Source organism: Vibrio campbellii CAIM 519 = NBRC 15631 = ATCC 25920, from assembly GCF_002163755.1.
In the GTDB taxonomy this organism is placed as follows: Bacteria; Pseudomonadota; Gammaproteobacteria; order Enterobacterales; family Vibrionaceae; genus Vibrio; species Vibrio campbellii.
Map to the genome: position 1 here is coordinate 346618 of NZ_CP015864.1, position 24539 is coordinate 371156.

Here is a 24539-nt window from a genome sequence, read left to right on the forward strand (position 1 = left end):
TACTCATTGGCACTGGTGGCTTGATTCTCACTTCTTAGGTTGTTCAACTTTTCTTCTCACTGGATTGAAACTAACTTTTGCTTAATAAGTGTTTTGTTTCATATAATTAATAGATAATTTACATCTACATGTGTCGCATATTTGTGACTTGGTGAGGTTTTCATTTCATGTTGTTAATGAAAGAACAAAATTTGATTGTTTATTGACTCAATAGTTAGTTAAATCAGTCTGGTGAGATAATGTGAATCACATTTCTATAAACTAAAATAATTTAGAAAGGTCTAACGAAGTGCGTTAGCCATTAGCGGGGGTCAGATGAGTACACAAGCTGTGCCGCAAGAAGTTGTAGTAGATGCTGTCAAAGGGGATGTTTACGCGCTAAGCCTTGAGGGGAAGGTGAGAGCGATAAACGTTGGGGATGTATTAGTTCCGGGTGATGTCATCATCACTGAAAACGGCGCTTCAATTGAAGTGATCGCGGAAGGCTCACTCTATCTCGTGGATGAGAATTGTGTAGCCTGCATACCAGCACCATCTTTAGAGCAACAACCGACAGACGCGGTTGTTCAAGCGCCCGTTGATGGCCAAATCAATGTCGATCCGACAGCGGCGGCTGACGCCGAATTTGGGGCTGAGGATGTTGCCGCGATTCAGCAAGCCATTTTAGAAGGCGCTGACCCTACGGCTATCCTTGAAGCCACAGCCGCGGGTCCGGCTAGTGGCGGCGGTGGTTCTGGGTCTGCAAACGCAGGCTTTGTTACTGTTGAATACAATAACCCTGAAGTATTGGCCTCAACGTTTTTTGAAACCTCAGCTCCGACTGGTAACACGGATACTGAAGATGATCCTGACGGCTTAAATGTCACTGTTTTTGCCGATGGTGGCCAATCTCTTTCTTCTCAGGTAGTAGAAGGCTCCATTTCTCTATCAAGCTACCCGCAAACCATTTCTTCCACTGTGCAGGTTGAAGCTGGTGATCTCGCACTCGATACTGCTTCATTTGTACCTGAGACGTCCTCATTAGAGTCTCTGTTAACTGAGCTTAACAGTGATATTACTTCTGGTGGTCAGCCAGTAGCGTTCGTTTATGACGAAGCGCAAAATGCCATTTTTGGCACCCAAGAAGGTAACGAAGTACTTCGTATCGAGATCGAAGCGACGTCTTTAGGTCGTGATTTAGAGTTAGAGGTCGTTACCACGATTAGCCAGGGTATTGACCATGTCGCGTCTGTTGCTGATGGTCAAGTATCTATCGTCGGTGATCAAATCAATATCGCTTTTGATATTACAGGCGCAGATATTGGTGGTAACAGCATTCAAGCGCCTATTGATTTTACGACAACCGTTATTGATGGCGATGATCCTGCGCCGCAAAACGTTACTTTTGAAAACGTTGAATCTTCTTCTACACCAATCACTGGCACCTTTGTTGATATTGGTAGTGATCAATTAGCAACGGTCACGTTTAATCAAGAAGGACTTAGTGAGTTCGATGGCCTACTGAGTGATAATCAGGCGACAGAAGCGGTACTCTCTGAAGACGGCAGTACTATCACCTTGTCCATTGCTGGTTCGAGTGAAACCGTCTTAACCATCAGTCTGAACACCGATGGTACCTACCAATTTGAGCAATTTAAGCCGTTAGAACAAACAAACGGTGAAGATACGATTGAGCTCTCTTTGCCAACCATAATCGTCGACTTTGACCAAGATACGGCAAGCAACACCTTTACGATGACCATCCTTGATGGCGATAACCCAGTGATTGAGAACGTGACGGGCTTGTCTTTAGACGAGGCGGGGGTTGACCAAGGTTCACATGAAGGCGCGGTAGTAACAAGTGGTACTGGGGCGATCACGACAGCGGTCGGTAGTGACATCATTGATCACTATGAGTTGGAACCTACAGAGTTTAATGTTGGTGGAGAACTCCAATCTCAAGGGCAGGTTGTTCAACTGGAACTTGCGTCCGAGAGTAACGGCGTACGTACTTACGAAGGCTTCATTGAGCTGGATGGTTTGCGTATTACGGTATTTGATGTGGCGATTGATGCACCTGCATTGGGCGAATATCAATTCAACTTGTATGAACAACTTGACCATACGGGTGCTAACGATGACTCGCTTACTTTCTCACTGCCAGTTTACGCGGTAGATGCGGATGGTGACCGTTCCTCGATTACCGACGGTTCGAACACACCAGAAGCAGCGCAAATTGTCATTCAAGTTCAAGATGACGTTCCTTCGATTGATGGCGTTGAGGCACTAGCCGTCGATGAAGACGATTTATCAAGCATCGGCTCCGATCAAAGCGACTCTGTGCTCGCGCAAGGCAGTTTCACGACGACTCAGGGCTCAGACCGTGTTGTAAGTTATCAATTAAAAAGCGGCACTGATCCACTAAATGGGTTGGAATCTCAGGGTCGACCTATCTCTCTGACGGAAACAACCAACTCAGATGGCAGCTTTAACTATTCTGCAACGGCAGAAGGGGACGCTATCTTCACCTTACAAGTGAACCCTGACGGTTCTTATTCATTTACCCTTGAAGGTCCAATCGATCATGCTGCGGGTAGTGATAGCTTAACTCTAGACTTCAATATTGTCGCAACGGACTTTGACGGTGACACCAGCTCACTTGTTCTACCAGTTACCATTGCTGATGATGTGCCAACCATTAATGACGTTGTTACTCTTACCGTCGATGAAGATGACTTAAGTTCGGTAGGCTCTGACCAATCACAGCCAACGTTGGTTGAAGGTCAGTTCACGACAACTCAGGGCTCTGATGGCGTCGTACAGTATCAGTTGGATGTAAGCGCTGATCCATTAAATGGCCTGCAATCTCAAGGGCAAACCGTCTCCATTGCCGAAACGCAAAATGCAGATGGCAGTTACACCTACAGCGCAACGGCAAATGGTAGTGCAGTCTTCACATTAATTTTGAATACTGATGGCTCGTACAGTTTTGAGCTGCAAGGTCCAATCGACCATGCGGCAAATAGCGACAGCTTAACCCTTGATTTTAGCGTTATTGCTACCGATTTCGATGGTGACACAAGCCAAATCGTACTGCCTGTTACCATCGTGGATGATAAGCCGACCATTACCGATGTCGATGCAATTACCGTTGATGAAGATGATATAGGTACGATTGGCTCAGATCAGACTGACCCGATTTCAATCGATGGCAACTTCACTACTACACAAGGCTCTGATCGAGTGGTGAGCTATCAGCTTGATGCTTCTGCAGCACCAGTTGCAGGACTCACATCACAAGGCGTGGCCGTCACGCTGACTGAAACCGCAAACGGTGATGGCAGCTTTACTTACGAGGCGACGGCGGGGAGTGAAGCGGTCTTTACGCTGACAGTGAACAGTGATGGCTCTTATAACTTCACGCTAGAAGGGCCAATTGATCATGCTGTTGATAGCGACGAGTTGACACTGAACTTCCCAATCATCGCGACAGACTTTGATGGCGATACCACAAATGCCACTATCCCAGTGACAATCGTGGACGATAAGCCAGTTATTACTGACGTGGGTGCCATTACGGTTGATGAAGATGATCTCGCATCTATCGGCTCAGACCAAAGCAATCCGATTTCTATTGATGGCAACTTCACCACCACACAAGGCTCAGACCGAGTGGTGAGCTACCAACTCGATGCTTCAGCAACACCGGTGGATGGTTTAACCTCGCATGGTGTAGCGGTCACGCTAACAGAAACTGCAAATGATGATGGCAGTTTCACTTATGAAGCGACAGCGGGTGGCAACCCTGTATTTACTTTGACTGTGAATACTGATGGCTCTTACAACTTCACGCTTGAAGGGCCAATTGATCACGCGGTGGATAGTGACGAGTTGACACTTAACTTCCCAATTATCGCAACTGATTTTGATGGCGACACCGTCACAGAAACGATTCCAGTCACAATTGTTGATGATGTACCGACCATCACAGCGGTGGATGCGTTGAGTGTCGACGAAGATGACCTTAGTGGTGTGGGTTCAGACCCAGGCGGCGATCTGTTCGTTGAAGGGGCGTTTACCACTACTCAAGGCTCAGACCGAGTGGTGAGCTATCAACTGGATTCAACCGCTGATCCTGTTGCGGGGCTGACCTCTCAAGGTGAGGCGATTATCTTGGTGGAAACCGCCAACGGTGATGGCAGCTTTACTTATGTGGCGACCGCAGACGGCAATCCGGTATTCACGTTAAACGTAGCAACAGATGGCACTTACGATTTTACGCTGCAAGGCCCGATTGACCATGCAGCTAATAGCGACAGCCTAACGATTGATTTCCCAATTATTGCCACCGATTTTGATGGTGATACGACTTCGGCAACCATTCCAGTCACGATTACGGATGATGCACCAATCATTGATAATGTCGTGCCTCTGGCTGTAGACGAAGATGATTTATCAGGCATTGGCTCAGACCAAACTGACGCAGTGTTTGTGGAAGGCGCATTTACGACCACTCAAGGTTCAGACCGAGTGGTGAGCTACCAACTTGATTCAACTTCTGATCCTGTTTCAGGTTTAACTTCTCAAGGTGAGCCTGTTATTTTGGAAGAGACTGCGAATGCCGATGGCAGCTTTACTTACGTGGCTACCGCGGATGGCAATCCGGTTTTCACCATGAACGTGAATGTAGACGGCACATACAACTTCCGTCTGGAAGGTCCGGTTGATCATGCGTTAAACAGCGATGAATTAGTACTGAACTTCCCAATCATTGCGACAGACTTTGATGGCGATACGACGACCGCGACCATTCCAGTCACGATCACTGATGATGTGCCAACCATTGATAACGTTGCTCCACTAACAGTAGACGAAGATGATCTCGCCTCAATTGGCTCAGACCAAAACGATGATGCGTTCATGTCGGGTTCTTTCACCACAACTGAAGGCTCAGACAGCGTTGTTAAATACCAGCTTGATGCAACAGCAGATCCAGTTGCAGGGTTGACCTCTCATGGTGAGCCCGTCGTACTTGCTGAAGCTGCTAACGGCGATGGCAGCTTTACTTACACTGCCACAGCAGATGGCAATGCCGTGTTTGAATTGGTGGTGAAGCCAGACGGCAGCTACACCTTTACTCTGCAGGGCCCACTAGACCATGCGGTGAATAGGGACAGCCTGCAAATTGACTTCCCGATTATCGCGACAGACTTTGATGGCGATACCTCAACTGAAACACTGCCTGTCACCATCGTTGACGATAAACCAACCATCACTGACGTAGACGCGATCCGCGTGGATGAAGATGACTTAGCGACGATTGGCTCTGATGGTTCAGATCCAATTTCAATCGATGGCAACTTCACCACGACACAAGGCTCTGATGGGGTGGTGAGTTACCAATTGGATGCTGCTGCAACGCCAGTTGATGGCCTAACATCGCAAGGTGTAGCTGTGACCTTGACGGAAACAGCAAACAGTGATGGCAGCTTTACCTATGAAGCAACAGCGGGAACTGATGCTGTGTTTACGTTGACAGTAAACACGGATGGCTCTTACAACTTCACGCTTCAAGGTCCAATCGATCATGCGGTAGGCAGTGATGAACTGACGCTGAACTTCCCAATCATCGCGACGGATTTTGATGGTGATACCACCACAGAAACGATCCCAGTCACCATCGTGGATGATAAACCGACCATTACCGATGTCGATGCGATTACCGTTGATGAAGATGACCTAGGCACGATTGGCTCAGATCAGACTGACCCGATTTCAATCGATGGCAACTTCACTACCACACAAGGCTCTGACCGAGTGGTGAGTTACCAACTTGATGGCACATCAACACCAGTTGACGGTTTAACGTCGCAAGGCGTGGCCGTCACGCTGACTGAAACCGCAAACGGTGATGGCAGCTTTACCTATCGAGCAACAGCAGGCACCGAGTCGGTCTTTACACTGACAGTGAACACTGATGGCTCTTATAACTTCACGCTTGAAGGCCCCATCGATCATGCTGTTGATAGTGATGAGTTAACGCTCAACTTCCCAATCACCGCGACCGACTTTGATGGTGACACCACAAATGCCACTATCCCGGTCACCATCGTGGACGATAAGCCAGTTATTACTGACGTAGATGCCATTACGGTTGATGAAGATGATCTCGCCTCAATTGGCTCAGACCAAAGCAATCCGGTTTCTATTGATGGTAACTTCACCACCACACAAGGTTCAGACCGAGTGGTGAGCTACCAGTTAGATGCTTCTTCAACACCGGTTGACGGTTTAACGTCGCAAGGCGTGGCTGTCACACTGACAGAAATCGCAAATGGTGATGGTAGTTTCACTTATGAAGCGACTGCGGGTGGCAACCCAGTATTTAGTCTGACAGTAGATACTGATGGCTCTTACAACTTCACGCTAGAAGGGCCAATTGATCACGCGGTGGATAGTGACGAGCTGACACTGAACTTCCCAATTATCGCAACCGACTTTGATGGCGATACTGTTACTGAAACCATTCCAGTCACAATTGTTGATGATGTACCGACCATCACAGCGGTGGATGCGTTGAGTGTCGATGAAGATGACCTTAGTGGTGTGGGTTCAGGCTCAGGCGGCGATTTGTTCGTTGAAGGGGCGTTTACTACCACTCAAGGCTCTGACCGAGTGGTGAGCTATCAACTGGATTCAACCGCTGATCCTGTTGCGGGTCTGACATCTCAAGGTGAAGCGATTACCTTGGTGGAAACTGCCAACGGTGATGGCAGCTTTACTTATGTGGCGACCTCAGATGGCAATCCAGTCTTCACGTTGAATGTAGCAACAGATGGTACGTACGACTTTACGCTGCAAGGCCCGATTGACCATGCTGCCAATAGCGACAGCCTGACGATTAATTTCCCAATTGTTGCCACCGATTTTGATGGTGATACGACCACGGCAACCATTCCAGTTACGATCACGGATGATGCACCAATCATCGATAATGTTGTGCCTCTGGCTGTAGACGAAGATGATTTATCAGGCATTGGCTCAGACCAATCTGACGCTGTTTATGTTGAAGGTGCATTCACGACGACTCAAGGTTCAGACCGTGTAGTGAGCTACCAACTTGATTCAACTTCTGACCCTGTCGCAGGTTTAACTTCTCAAGGTGAGCCTGTTACTTTGGTAGAGACTGTGAATGCCGATGGCAGCTTTACTTACGTGGCTACCGCGGATGGCAACCCTGTCTTCACCATGAATGTGAATGCTGACGGCACATACAACTTCCGTCTGGAAGGTCCGGTTGATCATGCGTTAAATAGCGATGAATTAGTTCTGAACTTCCCAATCATTGCGACAGACTTTGATGGCGATACGACGACCGCGACCATTCCAGTCACGATTACTGATGATGTGCCAACCATTGATAACGTTGTCCCACTGACTGTAGACGAAGATGATCTTGCCTCAATTGGCTCAGACCAAAACGATGATGCGTTTATGTCGGGCTCTTTCACCACAACGGAAGGCTCGGACAGCGTTGTTAAATACCAGCTTGATGCAACAGCAGATCCAGTATCAGGGTTAACCTCTCATGGTGATCCTGTCGTACTTGCTGAGACAACAAATGGTGATGGTAGCTTTACTTACACTGCTACAGCAGATGGCAATGCCGTATTTGAATTGGTTGTGAAGCCAGATGGCAGCTACACCTTTACTCTGCAAGGCCCACTAGACCATGCGGTGAATAGCGACAGCCTGCAAATCGATTTCCCGATTATCGCAACAGATTTTGATGGCGATACGTCGACAGAAACACTACCTGTCACCATCGTTGATGATAAGCCAACCATCACTGACGTAGATGCCATCACGGTTGATGAAGATGACTTAACGACGATTGGCTCTGACGGCTCTGACCCAATTTCCATTGATGGCAACTTCACTACAACGCAAGGCTCTGATGGGGTAGTGAGTTACCAATTGGATGCTTCTGCAACGCCAGTTGATGGCCTAACATCGCAAGGTGTGGCAGTGACGCTGACGGAAACTGCAAACGGTGATGGCAGCTTTACCTATGAGGCAACCGCGGGAACCGATGCTGTCTTTACGCTGACAGTGAATACGGATGGCTCATACAACTTCACGCTTCAAGGTCCAATCGATCATGCGGTAGGCAGTGATGAGCTGACGCTGAACTTCCCAATCATCGCGGCGGATTTTGATGGTGATACCACCACAGAAACGATCCCAGTCACCATCGTAGATGATAAGCCAACTATTACCGATGTCGACGCGATTACCGTTGATGAAGATGACCTAGGCACGATCGGCTCAGATCAGACTGACCCGATTTCAATCGATGGCAACTTCACTACCACACAAGGCTCTGACCGAGTGGTGAGCTATCAGCTTGACGCGTCTGCAACACCAGTGGCTGGCCTTACATCACAAGGCGTGGCAGTCACACTGACGGAAACTGCAAATGGTGATGGAAGCTTTACTTACGAGGCGACAGCGGGTACTGAAGCGGTCTTTACGCTAACAGTGAATACTGATGGCTCTTACAACTTCACGCTAGAAGGGCCAATTGATCATGCTGTTGATAGTGATGAGTTAACGCTTAACTTCCCAATCATCGCAACAGATTTTGATGGCGACACGTCTGCTGAGACAATTCCTGTCAAGATCGTTGATGACAAGCCGACACTTGGTGGCATCGAAGCAACAAGTGTGCAAACGGTTGATGAGGATGATATCCCAACAGTCGGATCTGATGGGACGCAGTCGAACAGCATTGCAGGTAACTTCATCGCGACTGATGGTTCTGATGGTATTGTCGAGTACGGTATTTCTGACCTAACGACGCCAGTACAAGGCCTGACCTCTGGTGGTCAATCACTGGTTATGGTTGAAGTATCAAACGCAGGTGACGTTTCAGTTTACGAAGCTCGTTTTGATGGCACGGCGACACCAGTATTCCGTGTGACCCTTGATGCTTCTGATGATAGCTACACGTTCGATTTGCTTGCTCCTCTCGATCATCCAAATGCTGATGGCCAAAATGAACTGGTCATCAATTTACCGATAAACGCGACTGACTTTGATGGAGACGTGTCGAACAACATCACCTTACCAATTACGGTTGTGGATGATGTTCCGACCATTGATGGTTTACTAGCAGGCAGCGAACAAACCGTTGATGAAGATGACCTACCAGCAGGTACGGATGCTGCAAGTCCAGAAGATACTGTTATTTCGGGTACTTTTGATATCACCGAAGGTGCTGACCAAGTTGCTTCTATTCAGCTGAGTGACCTGACCACGCCTGTTGCGTCACTGACTTCAGATGGTGAAGCTATAACCTTAGTTCTGTTTTCTAGCGTAAACGGCGTGAACGTCTACCAAGGTGTCGCTGGCAATCCTGCTGAAGTGGTGTTCGAACTGACGTTGGATGCAACGAACAACACCTACGAATTCGATTTACAGAAGCCGCTTGATCATCCAGATGGTAATCAGCAAAACGAAATTGTTATCAACCTCCCTGTGACGGCGACAGATAATGATGGTGATACTTCACCAGCCTTCACATTGCCAATTACCGTTGTGGACGATGTTCCAGTTGTTACCAATATTGAAAGTCTACGTGTCGACGAAGATGACTTACCTCTTGGCTCTGATGTCACGAAAGAGCCATTAACGGTATCAGGTGAGTTCGAAGTTACTAGCGCAGATGGTATTGATGCTTTCGAATTGGATCTAAACTCAAATCCTGTCCCGAATCTGAAATCGGGTGGAGAAGAGGTAACACTTTCTCAAGACGTTGGTGCTTCAACTGCTGACGCGCTTGTTTACGTAGGACAAACTCCGAGTGGAGTGACGGTCTTCACGTTGACACTTCATCAAGATGGTAAATACGACTTTGAGTTATCTGGTCAGTTAGATCATGCGGTTAACTCTGATGAGATTTTGCTGAATCTACCTGTGAAGATCACGGATGGCGACAACGATACCATCACTGCGACCTTGCCAGTGATGATCGTAGATGACAAGCCAACCATTGATGCTATTAGCTCTGGTAGTACCTTGTCTGTGGATGAAGATGATATTCCAAGTCAAGGTTCGGACGATACGCCAGAATCCAATATCATTGGCGGCAACTTTGACGTTACGGATGGTGCCGATTCTATCGTTAGCTTCCAGTTGGATAGTTTGACGTCACCTGTATCTGGACTTACCTCAGGTGGTCAACCGCTTGAGTTGGTTGAGTTCTCAAATTCAAACGGTGTGATTGAGTACCGAGCTTATGTACAAGGTACGACGGATACCGTCTTTAAACTGACGCTAAATGGCTCAGCAGACAGCTATGAATTTGAACTGTTGGGCGCACTTGATCATCCTGCGGGTAACGATGAAAACTCTTTAGTCATCAACTTCCCAGTCAACGCGACCGATTCTGACGGCGATGTTTCAAATAATATCACCTTGCCGATCACAGTGGTGGACGATGTTCCAGCGATTGTGAAAGTGACAGACTCTAGCCAACAAACAGCCGATGAAGATGATCTTGCTGGTGGCTCAGACACGACAAGTAGCGATTCAACGGTACTAACCGGTGGATTTGAAGTTGTTGATGGGGCGGATGAGATTGTCAGCTACCAAGTTTCTGACCTTAATTCTGTTGTGTCAGGGTTAACTTCCAACGGTCAAAACATTGAGCTTAACTTGGTGAGTACTGTTGGTGGCGTAACCAGTTATGAAGCAGTGATTACGGGCACCTCAACCAAGATCTTCACGTTGTCTCTTGATGCGAATAACGACAGTTACCAATTTGAACTGTTGGGACCAATCGACCATGATGCTGTTCAAGGTGAAAACAACCTTGTCATTGATATCCCAATTACAGTGACAGATTTTGATGGTGATACGTCATCATCATTGAACCTTCCAATCACCATTGTTGATGATATTCCTGAAATCACATCAGCCGACGCGCTTTCATTAGACGAGGATGACTTAGTTAACGGTTCGCAGTTGACCAATAAAGACAGCCTAGAAGCAACGGGTAATTTCGATACGGTGGAAGGAGCAGATACCGTTGTCTCTTACCAACTGGATCTGACTTCAAACCCTATTCCAGGAGCCACTTCCGGTGGGTTATCGGTGACAATTGTTCAAACTGCAGTAAGCAACAACAACTACACCTATCAAGGGCAGACTCCGGATGGAAACTCAGTATTCACCTTAGAACTGAATGCCGATGGCTCTTACAAATTTACCTTGGAGGGGATATTAGATCATCCTGTACAAGGGGAGGATGAACTAACCCTCAACCTTCCTGTATTTGCTACAGATGTTGATGGTGACACGGCTGGAATCACCCTGCCAGTTTCTATTACTGATGACGTTCCAACCATTTATGATGCATCAATCTCGCGCGTAGAAGGCCAGGGTGGTCGAACAGTACAACTGTTTACAGACCCGGTTGAAGGGGACCTAAATTACGGTGCTGATAGTGCAGAGATTACCTCATTTACCGCAGATAACTCAGGAATTTACTTCAAGCAAAACGGCGTAGACTCCGACACCATAGACCTAAATGGCAGTGATCAAACCGTCTTTGTCCATAAAGTCCTTGATGGCGTTGATACAGAAATTGGTCGCTTAGTCGTGCGTACGGATGGACGAGTGACTTTCCGTCCGAATGACGATATTGATCATACAGAAACAGACTCCATTGATTTCACTATTAACGTTGTCGCGACCGATGGCGACGGCGATACCAGCGACGCAGATGTCGATATTTCGGTTACGGACCGAAATGCTCAGATCGATACGTCTACGGTTCTCGCTTTTGAAGACCAAGGGCGAGGTGGTGTGGTTGCAGGTATTGATTCTGCAAACACTCAAGATAATTTATCAGCGTTGGATATCACCCCAGCAAAAGTCGACTTAGTTATTAATTTGCATGATATCGATCGAACAGAAAGTCTGGGTGATATTACGATCCGAGACGCAAGCACCCATAACGGTACTTTCTACTACAAAGATGGTAGCGGCAACTATATTGAATTAACGCCTGTGGGTAACACCGTCGTTCTTGATGCATCAAATGTAGAACAGTCCTTCAGTGGTGAGTTTGTTACCTTAGAAAACTTGTATTTTGTGCCGGACCGTCATTCATCAACGGATGCTTCAGGTATCAATCCTCGTATCCGTGTTGAAATTCTTAATAATGGTACGCCAGACCACACAATCAACGGTCGCTTGGATATCGAAGTGGATGCGGTCGCTGATATCGCGACATGGAATGCAAGCAGTATCTTCGATTATACCGTTGACGAAGATGGCAACAATGTTCAATTGGATATCGAAGCGAACACGCAAGACATCAGCAACCCAGAGGCTATTGTTTATGAGCTCGTCTTTACCGAGGGCGGAGCCAGCGCGACGCTTGTCTACTCTGACGGTACCCCAATTCCAGAGGTCGGTGGTAAATACCTAGTAGACGCGAGCAGAATTGATGAGGTCGAAGTGGATCCATCTGAGCACTTCTCTGGTCAGATTAAGCTTGATGTGACGGCGATTACTACTGAGAGCACAAATCCACTCACGGGCAAAGAAACGGCGCGCTCTGAAACCGAAGAAATTGTGATTGACGTTAGCCCAGTGGCTGACCAAGCCGATTTTGTGGTGAATCGCATCAACATTTTTGAGGATAATGCGCGAACTCAAGATACCGTAGACCCTGTGACAGACCATGATCCACTCCAGTTGAGTGAAGTCATTACGATGACGCCATCTGTTGATATCGATGGTTCGGAAGAGTTGTTTGTTCGTATTTCAAACTTCTCTGAAAATGGCGTGACATTGGTGTGGTTGGACAATGCTAGCCCAAGCCAGATCAACACGGTTACGGATGGCGGTGGTAACGTATTGTACTATGAAATCCCAGAAGCTAACTTGGCTGACGTGGAAGTGTTACCTCCTCTGCATAGCAATAATGACTTTACCTTTGATGCTGAAGGGATAGTAAAAGATAACGCGTCATTGTCGTCTGGTTCTGCTCAGAATATCTTCTCGTTGGGCACACAAACCGTGAATGTCGCAGTAAAAGGTGTCGCTGATATTCCGGATATTCAATTGAACGATGTTGCAGGGGAATGGAGTGTCTTTGATGACGGTAACATTCGAGGTATAGAGGCTAAGATCGATGAACATGGCGAGATCGACCTTGCATTTAGTGTAGTTTCTGGAGAGTTGAAAGATAATCCTGTGGACGACTCGGAATCTATTACGGTTCTTCTATCAGATATACCAGAAGGTGTGCATCTATTTGATAGCGATGGTTCATCTATAGACTTAACATTTGTCGGATACGACGGTGCTGGTGAACCGATTTATGAGGCTAATATCACCGATGCTAGTGTGAGTTCAGGGATTATCATTCGACCTGAAGACTCGTCAACAGAAAATATCACGATTACGGTAACTACCGTTGTCACGGAAAATGATGGTCACACTCGCTCTTCAGTAGGCGAAATTCGTATCAAAGTTGTGCCTATCATTGATGCACAAGATAACTATGTTGTGAGCTCTGAGGGCAACGAAGATACCCGTACCAATATTGATTGGGAGCCAACGTTGACTCAAAGTCCTGATGCCGACGAGTTTTACGCGGAATTGACTATTAGTGGCTTCCCTGCGGGAAGTACTGTCTACGTGGATGGCGTTGCTCAAACGGTAACAGGCGGTAGTATCACGCTGACCCCAGAGGCTAACGAGTCAGAGCAAGATTTCTCCGCGCGAGTGACTCAAGATGGCTACATCCAAGTTCAACTCGAGCAAGACTCAAGCACTGATTTTAGCTTGAGTACCCAAGTGACGGTGAAAGAAATTGACGCTGAATATGTCGATGCGAGTAATCCGGGTGAAGGCATTGCTTCAGCTGTTATTAACGGTACGGTAAATGTGACTGTTAACCCAATTGTTGAAGCAGAAGATTTAACAGGGCCGATTGCCGATCAAACTCGTCTTCTCGTCGAAGATGCCGGAGGTACAACAACCGATGTCGTGAGCTCGGATGCACTAGGTCATATAGACTTTACTATTAATACATCCGCTGGTGGCCAAACGGGTGCCAACATCATCAAATATCAAGAATTTGATAACTCGTCAGATGAAGTTGTAACGCAACTAGTTGTGCAGTTCAGCAATACCGACCCTGAAATTCTTGATCAATTAATCATTGTTGGTGCCTCTAATGAAGGTGGTGGCCGTTGGACGATCACCGATGAAGAGAACTTCTCGATTATTGCGCCAGCGGGGTTGGACCTAACACCAAACGATGATTCTGATGATGCGGACAATGGTGGTATTTCATCGATTGGTTTGACGATTTTTGCTGAAGTCAATGACTTAGGTGAAGATGCGGTAGAGAAAGACGCGACCGTTATTCGTCAAACCGATATTACTCTAGAGTTCCCAACTGATATCGCACCACAAACGAGTGTGGCGGCTGAGATTGATTTAGACAATACCGTCCAGATTGATGCCAATGAAGACAATTTAATTGATTTTGGCTCGCAGCTTGCGTCGAAACTTACCACGATTAACAGCGATGGTGTCGAAGATGTTCTTACGGTTGTGATTGACCCTTCTGCTCCTGGGGCTCCTCCTGGCTTGGTGGTTGTGGGCACAGACGTTGACTTTGTCGATGGTAAATACGTTTTCCAAGCTGGTATTGATGCCAGTGGCAATATTACGGGCTTAGACAGCCTCACCTTACGTGTTGGTGAAGACTGGGCAGGCGACTTTGAGCTACCAGTTATCTTTGTGACTACCGATACATTGTCAGGTGATGAGAAGAGCACACTTGAATCTATCCCGGTACAAGTATTGCCGATTGCGGACGTGCCGAGTTCTTCTGGTGATCAACCGCTTGATACTGATGTGACGCCAGATATCACATTGGATATAACTGGCACGCTTGGCCTAGACGCAGATAAACAGCCAGTAAATGATCTGAGTATTGATGTCCCTACCAATGATGGTGTCGGCTATGAAGATGGTCTGATTCAACTGAACTTGAATATCGACTTTGCGGACGATCGCAATGGCATATTGGCAGGGCGAGAAACGCTTACCAATGTGAAATTGACACTGGATGATACGACTCTAGGCGAATTTGTCGATTCCAGTGGTAACTCATTAGGCACAAGTGTTGAGTTCAGTGCTGCTGAGATTGCGGCGGGTGCTTTGGATGAAGTGTTATTCAAGCCGAAAGAGAACTACCCAGTTGGTGGTGGACAAAATACGGTTCAAATTAACATTGAAGGAGAGATCACCGATACCGCTCTCATCAATCAAACGACGCTTGCGAATCCTGGAGATAATGTGGATGTGCGTACATTTACCGATAGCGTATCGTTTGAAATTACGCCTGTTGTGGATGATATTACGATCAGCGGCGCCGATCCTACACAGCCAATTGAGATATCGGGTGATGAAGATACGCTCATATCACTCAGTCAGTCGGGCACTGGTCTCACCATTAGCCTAAATGATAATGACGGCTCTGAAGAATTTGTATCCCTGAAGCTTACGGGCCTACCAACAGATTTTCTCGTGGATTCAAGCTCATCTGATTACACGGTCAAAAATAATGGCGGAGGTGAGTGGAGTATTCAACTTGCCAACCCAGGGCAGACATCTATTGACCTAAGTGACATTGAAATTCAACCACCGAAAAACTTCAGTGGTAAGGTGGATATCGGTATCACGGTATTTACTCAAGAGGAGTTGCTGAAAGTGCCGACTGAGCATACGGGTACTTTCAAGGTCACCATCGATCCAATTGGTGATGATGTTGATGTAAACCCAGATTCTTTGGTGTCAGGGAACGAGGGTGAGGACATTGATATCAACATCAATGCGCTGGTGGTTGATAACAAAGAATCGATTGGTGATGGTGCGAACTATCAAGAAAACGATCCAGAAACGCTACGTGTCGAGATTACAAATGTGCCAGATGGTGCAAGTATTGAACTTGCAGACGGCACGGCGTTTGTTGACCAAGGCGGTGGTGTATTCGTCCTAGAGATTGACGCCCAAGATCTCGATAAAGTGGTGTTTAACTCGGGCGATCGCAACGATAACTCTTGGAATGGCACGCTAGGGTTTAAAGTTCAGGCTGTTGATACCGGTCTAGATGGAAGTCAAAGTCTAGGTACGCCAAAAGAATTTGATGTCAATGTCGAAGTCGAAGCGGTTAATGACCGTCCAGAGTTTGTTAACACGGCGGATGTGGAAACACCAGAGGATACGCCACTTCTGTTAGATGGTTTTAGCATTACCGATGTTGATGCCGTGTTGGATGATCCGAGTGCTGAGTACGTGCTCGATGTTACCGTCGACAATGGTATCTTGGCGCTAAATCCAACGCTCGTGACGAACTACAACCTAACCGTGAGTGGCGATGGTACGGACTCTGTTGAGCTTAAAGGCACTGTTGCTGATCTAAACAATGCGATTGCCAACGGGCTGATTGAGTTCAATCCAGACCTGAACTTCTTTGGTGACGTTCAAGTTGACGTGACTATCGATGACCAAGGTAATGAAGGCCTCGTAATTGGTGGCGTGGATGACACACTAAACACCAACAGCAGTAGCTTTACTATTGAAGTGACAGAAGTTAACGATACGCCAGAAACGACGCCTGTTTCCCTAGCAGATATTGCTGAAGACAGTGGCGTGTTCTCTATTTCCGAAGCGGAGTTAATTGCAAACGCTACGGATATTGAAAGCGACAACCTCACGGTCAGCAACGTGCAGGTAACGGATCCAAATTCTGGAAGTGTTAGCTTCAACAACGTGACGGGGGAATGGGAGTTTACGCCTGCACCTGACTATAACGGCCCTGTCGAAATCACTTACACCATTACAGATGACGGTACGACAAATGGTGCATCCGATCCTAAATCGGTTAATGGCACGGCTTCATTCAATGTAACGGAAGTGAACGATGCACCAACAACATCTGAAGTGACACTTTCTGATGTTGCGGAAGACAGTGCGGCGGTTGAGCTTACTCAAGCTGATTTGTTGGCGAATGCCTCTGATATTGAAAGCGACACATTGACTGTGAGTAACGTCCAATTAGTCGACCCAAGTAGCGGTACATTGGATTTCAATAGCGTCTCTGGTACTTGGTCATTTACACCAGCGCCGGGTTACAACGGCACAGTCGAGCTTACGTACGACATTACCGATGACGGCAGGACGAATGGCGCATCCGATCCTCAAACGACGCCGGGAACAGCAACCTTCGAAGTCACAGAGGTCAATGATTCTCCTGTCACATCAGAGGTGACGCTAACCAGTACCGAAGAGGATGGCGGGGCTGTAAGTATTACAGCAGCTGAGCTACTAAGTAACGCGAGTGACCCTGAATCAGATAACTTGACCATTAGTAATGTCGCTTTGGCGGATCCTTCGGCTGGTACGTTAACCCAAGTCAATGCGACAGAATGGACGTTTGAACCTGCTGCAGACTTCTTTGGTGACGTTAACTTCACTTACGAAATCACGGATGACGGCACCACTAACGGCGCGCCAGATCCAATCACGATTGCGGGAACGGCAGTACTGAATGTTGAAGCAACCAATGATGCTCCTGAAATTACAGCGACATCGGTTACAGATACGATCAACGAGGCGGGTGGTCAGAAGATTACGGGCATTAGCGTGAGTGATATCGATTTTACTGGTGCACAAGCGAATGAGTTGATGACCGTTACCTTGAGTGTGACAGAGGGAGATGTGCGTGTTGAGCCTCCTGTAGGCAGTGGCGTTACTGTTGGAGCGGGTATAGCTGGTGAAGTTATTCTGATGGGTACCCCAGATAACATTAACGCGGTTCTTGGTGCGACTGACGCCTCAGATGGCGTATTTGTCGATGCGGGAGATGTTGACGCTTCCTCTATCACCTTGTCGGTGAAAGTCGAAGATAATGGAGTGTACTTCGAGAACGCGGCGGGCACGGCGTTAGAAGCGAATCAAGACTTCACCATTAATGTGACGCCTGTGGCTGATACTCCGACGTTGGGCATTGATCCTCAGTTTAACTACATTAGACAGATTACTGCGAGCCAAACAGCAAGCGGCCAAGGTCTCGCGATCGTTGGCATCATGGCGGCCTTGACCGACATTGACGAGGTGCTTTCACTGGAACTAACGGGTGTACCTGCTAGTGCTGAGGTGACAAGCGGTGTTTCTCCATCAGGCATCAGCTTCGATGGTACCACTTGGACAGTACCAAGCGATGAAATTGATACGCTAGAAATAGTGGCGACGGACACCAACAGTGGTATTGATATAGGCTCTTACGATATTTCTGTTACGGCGATATCTACAGAATCTAATGGTGATGAAGCCCAGTCTGCGCCTGTCCAAATTAGCTTGGATGTCAGCGACGATAGTGACGATATTGATCAGTCAAGTACGACCGATGACAGCTATCTTGTTGGTGGAGATGCCGGCATTAACTTGACGGGCGGTGAGGGTGATGACCTTATCGTCGGTGGAGACGGTGATGATGTGCTTATTGGCGGCTTGGGGTCGGACATCTTAACGGGTGGAGACGGCAGTGATATCTTCAAGTGGACAGTTGATTCAGTGGATGAAGGGGCAGTTGATACCATTACTGATTTTACTGTGAACGAGGACAGTATTGATTTGCGAGAGGTTATCTCTGATCTAAGCAACCCGATGATCGATATGGATGATCTGCTTGACCACATCACAGCCGATTATGATGCGTCGACAGAAGCTGTGTCCTTGAGTATCACCACGGACGCAAATGTAAGCCAGACGATCGTCGTCGAACATCTGGGCGACTCGATAGACTTCAATGGGCTAACGTCGAATGAAATCGTTGAATCATTGCTGAACAATAATGTTCTAAGTAATGGCTAACGAGAGGCAACAGAGTCGTTAGCTCAAAGAAGGGCAACTAACACGAAAGCAAAAGCGCGATAGCTCATAGAGTTATCGCGCTTTTTAGTATTCAGTCCTTTTACTATGTATGAAGTCGAGCACACTCTAGTGATACGTTTGATAGCTCAGCGGCACATCTACTAGCAATGATGGTTCATAAATCAACGAAAGAAGGTAGAAAGTGGCTGAATGAAGCAAAGAAATGGATAAACTTGGGCAAATGATGAGAGGTGAAGAAATGACTAAACGTGGATATCGAGCAGGCTGCCAATCACTTCGTTGTTCTTATCTACAACAGAGGCGCCGATACGGTTGTAGCTTGCCGCTTGAGTTAGGTTGACGAGAGGCTCGATTGGATTGGCTGGTAATTCAGAGGCAACCTTATTAAACGCTAGCTCGTTGTCTTTGACGAGATCCACTTTATTGAAGGTCAAATCGTTTTCTTTAACAAAGTCTTGTTGGATTTCATGCGCAGCACCTTCAGCCATCTTCTGCGACAGCTGAATCATATTATATCCGGACTGAATTCCCGATACTGGCATGTTAACCCTCTCACTTGTTATGCTTTTGTTAGCATAGGAAGTGTTGTTATTTCGTGCAAGTGCTTTTACTCAATGTTTGATTAAGCAAACAGTTTTGACAGCATCTCGCGTTCTTCACTTGATAGTAAAGGGCTTTCTTTTTTATGAAGAGAATGGTTAATGTCACCTTGTAGTGATTTCAGCTGAGCAGCAGTCAACTCATTAATCTTCTTTCGTAACTCATTAAATTGTTGAGTAGTCATCTCGACCTCCTCGCGTTTCTTGGGCTTCTCCTTCATTAACCCACCTCAGCGACCTTCATGGTCACAATCAAACAGTGTTCTAATATGGTTAGAATAGGTTTTGGATGGTGATTTTTTGTCCGAGAAATGTCAGGTGGTATCAAGTGACGTGTAAGAATATTCTTATGAATAAGTCCCGTAATCATAAAGGGGTAGAATCATAGTCTACCCCTTTAATATGCGAAGCCGGTTCAATAGTTTCAGTGAGACCACAGGCTGAGTTAGTTCACGCGAACGGCAAACTTAGAGGCGAGCGAATGTAACTCCGGTAGCATGCGATAAATGAGATGCAATTGCTGAAGTACCATTCGAGCTGAATGATCGTCCTCGTCGCGCCATTCATTCAAGCGCTGCTCCAAGTTCGTATCGTTAATTGAGGATAAATCGCATTCTTCACAATGTTGATGCAATTGTTGGTGAAGCACATCTAAATGCTGGTGGATACAACGGTGTGCATCAAGCACCAATTGATGAATGGCCTCATCTTCTATTCTTGTGCGGTGTGCGCCAAGAGCAGAGATGTAGCTGAGCATGGCATGGTTAAGCGTTAAGAAGCGAAAACTCTCATCCACGGCGGTTCGATACTTACCAGGCTCTGCCAGCATCGTACTGATCGCGGAAGAAAGGTTTGCATCGTTATTGTGTGCTTGCCGACGGGCGATTCGGTAACTTAAGTTATCTTTCTTGCCAATTCGATACTGGCCAATGATTTGACCCAGATACTGTTTGTTTGCATCTATCGCATCTGACATGACCTTGTGTAAACGTTTTGACTGCCAATCGGGCAGAATCGCCATGACCGCGCCAACGGCCAACACACAGCCAATCAGTGTATCTGCAAGGCGAGGAAGTACTACCGCATAACCTTCGCCCAGTTGGTTGAACAGGAAAAGCACTAATAAAGTGATAAAACCCGTCGCATAGCCGTAGTTGTTGATTCGGAAAGCAAAGAACATCACCCCAGAAACGACAATAAACACCAGTTGGCTTTCTTGTGAAGGGAAGAAAGTAAGAAGTGGTACACCAATCAGTAAGCCCGCCAATGTACCTATTACACGCGCTGTGAGTTTTTGTCTTGTCGCACTGTAGTTTGGTTGGCAAACAAATAACGTGGTAAGCAGAATCCAGTAGCCACGATCAATATCAAACGCTTGAATAATTCCGTAGCCCGCCGTTAGTGCAATCGACATACGTAATGCATGACGGAACAGCATGGAATCTTTGTGTAAGTTCGCTGAGATACGTTGCCACATCGCTTTAAGCGTATGTGGGTTCGTATCATCTAGCACATCTTCTTCCAAGCGCTCTGCATCTGGGTTGTTAATGTTACTAAGCTGTTTCTCTACGGTCGCAAGGTTATTGAACAAGTAGGTCAACTGACTCAGAAGACGCTTCCAGTGTGCTTGTTCTTGATCTTCCAGATAACCCAATGAGTTCTGTAATTCGGCTAACGCCAAAATCGACTGGTCAGTGTGGGTATATTCGTTCCCTAATCGAATCGCATGAGCAATATCGCGACAAGCCTGAGCTTGGGACTCAAGTAAGTACTTAAAGCGGAATAAAACGTCTGAGCGCTCGAATTCGGTTGCCAAATCTTGGTAACGATAGTGGCTTGAGCTAACTCGTTCGTGGATATCCTGTGCGATAAAGTAGATATTCAAAAATCGGTCACTTGGGCCATCAATGTGCCCACGCTTAGAGCGGCTTAATAGCGTTGCTTTACAAGCGTCGAGAGCGTTCACTGTAGCCGCATTTAACTTTGCTGCCTCGATACGCATTGGCTGAGGCGTTAAGTTTGTTACTGGGTGAAATAGCTTCGCCTTCGCGTCGAGATAATTGGCGATTTGGAGGAATACAGTTGCAAGGCTTTGCTGAACAGGTTGAAGTGGCCAGAACATCTGCCAAATCATCGACATGAAATAGTACCAAGCCGCACCGGTGAGAAGCAGCAGCGGTTGAAACCAAATGTTGGTACTTTCATGGGCGCCGAGCATGGTGTAGATGGCTATCAGTAACGATCCAAACGCGATGCTGGCGTATTTCGGGCCGATAGCACCCAGCATGATAAAGCCAAAGGTTGAGACAAACAGCCCGACCGCAAAAGCCCATGGCGTATCAAAGAGAATCTCAATCGAGAAAGCGGCGACGGCGAAACAGATAAAGGTAAGAATCAGTGCTTTGACCCTTCCCGTGAAGCTGTCGTCACTCTCTGCCAATGCAGCCGCGATAACACCTAAGATGAGGGGCGTGATCAATGAGTTTTGTTGAAAGTACCATGCAGGAATCACGACGCCTAATAAGGTAATAAGGATCAGGATACTGTAGTTGATGGTTTTGTTTGCCCAATAGAGGCGAAATTTTAAAGCAGCTTGCACAATGCGCCTTTCGTTGCCGGTGGAAAACGAGAGAATTTTAACAAACTCACTATAGCGCGTTTATGACCTAATTTAATAAAAATCGTCATTTGCTCAGGAAATCAACAGAATTGTCATTGACTTAACGCATCGATAGCGAGCGATAGGGATAATCGTTGTTCACAAATTCAACAGTAATGTGATTTTTAATTAAGAATACCGACAGAAGGCCATTTGTGCCTCATCCATCGCTACAATTTAACCGTCTAAAATGATATAAAACTGGAACTTCTATATCAAAAGGCGCACCTTCCATGCAGCTTACCGCCTCTAATAAAGCACAGTTTTTTATTCAAAATGAGTATTACCAAGTCGAAATAAAAGAGAACAGTGTTTTATTAAGTTCAGTGGGTAGTGAAGAGCACATCCCATTTACTATTTGGAATGGCAAAGTGAGCGTTAAACGCGGTCTACTTTGGAGTTCTCTTCAGTTCTTTGCTCATGAGCAAGATGGCAAGCAACAAAGTTGGCTCGTTCAAGGTTTGCCTTGGCCACATTGTCGTAAGTTTGCGGTTGAAGCGGTACGTCAATATCAAGATTGGCACAATACCCAGTGCCGCAAACTCGCGGAATACCTTCCTAAGTGGGAAGATGAGTTGTATCAACTTAAACACCTTCCGGCTTATCTATCGCATTCAAAAGTTCAAAACTGGGTCGACCAACTCAACAGTGAATTAGTCGAAATCAAAACCAGCTTGGTGGAAGCAAAAATGCGCATGCCCAAGCGAATGGCTGAGATTGAACCGTGGCTTTCAGAGACTTCTCAAACACTGAGCAAGCGAAATCACGAGTGGCTTGAGAATGAACGCCCGAATTGGGAAGTGCTATTTAGACGGATCGAATCTTCACCATTGAATCTCTCGCAGCAGCATGCTGTGCTTCTCAATGATGATCACAACCTTGTTTTAGCGGGGGCAGGTTCCGGTAAGACGAGTGTACTGACGGCGCGTGTGGCGTATTTACTGCAAAGTCACCAAACACAAGCGGAAGAGCTTTTGATGCTAGCCTTTGGTCGTGACGCTGCGAAAGAGATGAAAGAGCGCTTGGTCGATAAAGTGGGCTTGGCGGCAGAAGGCGTTCGCGTGAATACTTTTCACCAACTTGGTCTGCGCATTTTAAACCAAGTGGAACCTCAGCCGGTAGAAATCAGCCCACTTGCTTTAGATGACAATCAACGTACAGCATGGTGCATCGATTGGCTCAAGAAGCACTGGATGACACCGACTAATTTTAAGCGCTGGCAAAAGCACTTAGATAAGTGGCCGATTGCGTACTTGAAAGGTGATGATGAGCTAGGTAGTCACTCCGAAAACCCGAAATTGATCGCTTGGCTAGACAATCAACTGTCACAGCTTGCTGCGGTTGGCCTGACTAAAAAGCAAGTGCAAGAAAAGCTGGTGAATCACCAAGACTATACGCGCTTGAACAGTGAGCTTGCACTGTGTTGGCCGTGCTTTAGTGCGTGGCAAAAGATGCTAAAAGAGACCAATCAGGTGGATTTCCCAACGATGATCAGTCGAGCGACGGATTACGTTAAAAAAGGGAAATACATTTCGCCTTGGCGCTTTATTATGGTGGATGAATACCAAGATATCTCTCCTGACCGTTTAGCGCTTATAGAAGCGCTATGTGAGTCAACAGAGAAGCAAGCGGGAGCAACCTTGTTTGCTGTCGGCGATGATTGGCAGGCAATTTATCAGTTTGCAGGGGCCGATGTGGATCTCACAACGGGCTTCCAAGATCGATTCACACACTCAACCGTACATCATTTAGACACCACGTACCGCTTCAACAACCAAATTGGTGATGTGGCAAATACCTTTGTACAAGAGAACCCATCTCAGTTGCCAAAGACCCTGAACAGTCATAAGCAACGTAAGCAGAAGAGCGTGCATACTGCACCAAGCAATCAAGTTGAGAAGATTCTTGATCAGCTTAACCAACAGGCGAAGAAAACCAAATCAGTATTGCTACTGGGTCGTAACCATTACCACAAGCCTGATTTATATGATGACTGGTTGAAGCGATTCCCTAAACTTGAGATTCGCTTTATGACCTGCCACGCGAGTAAGGGCAGGGAAGCAGACTTTGTAATCATCCTGTCTGTGGATGAAGGCCAGTTCCCAGCGAAGAAGAAGCAAGCGCATATCGATGGGGCGTTGAGTGAATCGAAAGACAAATATCCGTATGCCGAAGAGCGTCGTTTGTTCTATGTCGCTTTAACGCGTGCTAAAGAGAAAGTTTGGATTACCCATACCGGTGCGGGTTCGGCGTTTGTGCAAGAGTTGGTTAACGGCGATTATCCAATCGTCACTTCAAGATAAAATCTATCC

Annotated in this window: 5 protein-coding genes; 2 read left to right on the forward strand and 3 right to left on the reverse strand. The window is 46.8% G+C overall.

Going from position 1 to position 24539, the window contains the following annotated elements:
* The first annotated feature begins 315 nt into the window (after positions 1–315).
* Entirely contained in the window at positions 316–18948 is an 18633-nt protein-coding gene (locus tag A8140_RS17450) for a retention module-containing protein (RefSeq protein ID WP_087490662.1), read from the forward strand.
* 263 nt (positions 18949–19211) lie between these two features.
* On the opposite strand, the gene A8140_RS17455 is transcribed toward A8140_RS17450, so the two are convergent.
* The 3 genes from A8140_RS17455 to yccS all read right to left on the reverse strand — a co-directional run bounded on the left by A8140_RS17455 (position 19212) and on the right by yccS (position 22167).
* Entirely contained in the window at positions 19212–19478 is a 267-nt protein-coding gene (locus A8140_RS17455) for a hypothetical protein (protein WP_005533336.1), read from the reverse strand.
* Positions 19479–19591: 113 nt separating this feature from the next.
* On the reverse strand, positions 19592–19753 hold the full coding sequence (locus tag A8140_RS25440) for a hypothetical protein (protein ID WP_005431757.1): 162 nt from the start codon (positions 19751–19753) through the stop codon (positions 19592–19594).
* A gap of 260 nt (positions 19754–20013) precedes the next feature.
* Positions 20014–22167 carry a YccS family putative transporter gene (yccS, locus tag A8140_RS17460; RefSeq protein ID WP_005533335.1) on the reverse strand — a complete coding sequence of 718 codons (2154 nt, stop codon included), beginning with the start codon at positions 22165–22167 and terminating at the stop codon, positions 20014–20016.
* A gap of 293 nt (positions 22168–22460) precedes the next feature.
* Between yccS and helD the strand changes: the two genes are divergently transcribed.
* Positions 22461–24530 (forward strand): DNA helicase IV, encoded by a 2070-nt coding sequence (helD, locus tag A8140_RS17465; RefSeq protein ID WP_005533332.1) that lies wholly within the window; start codon positions 22461–22463, stop codon positions 24528–24530.
* Positions 24531–24539 lie beyond the last annotated feature (9 nt).

Excerpts from the sequence above, each read along its gene's own strand:
- A8140_RS25440 (WP_005431757.1), bottom strand. The coding sequence starts at position 19,753 with ATGACTACTCAACAATTTAATGAGTTACGAAAGAAGATTAATGAGTTG.
- helD (WP_005533332.1), top strand. The coding sequence starts at position 22,461 with ATGCAGCTTACCGCCTCTAATAAAGCACAGTTTTTTATTCAAAATGAG.
- A8140_RS17450 (WP_087490662.1), top strand. The coding sequence starts at position 316 with ATGAGTACACAAGCTGTGCCGCAAGAAGTTGTAGTAGATGCTGTCAAA.
- A8140_RS17455 (WP_005533336.1), bottom strand. The coding sequence starts at position 19,478 with ATGATTCAGCTGTCGCAGAAGATGGCTGAAGGTGCTGCGCATGAAATC.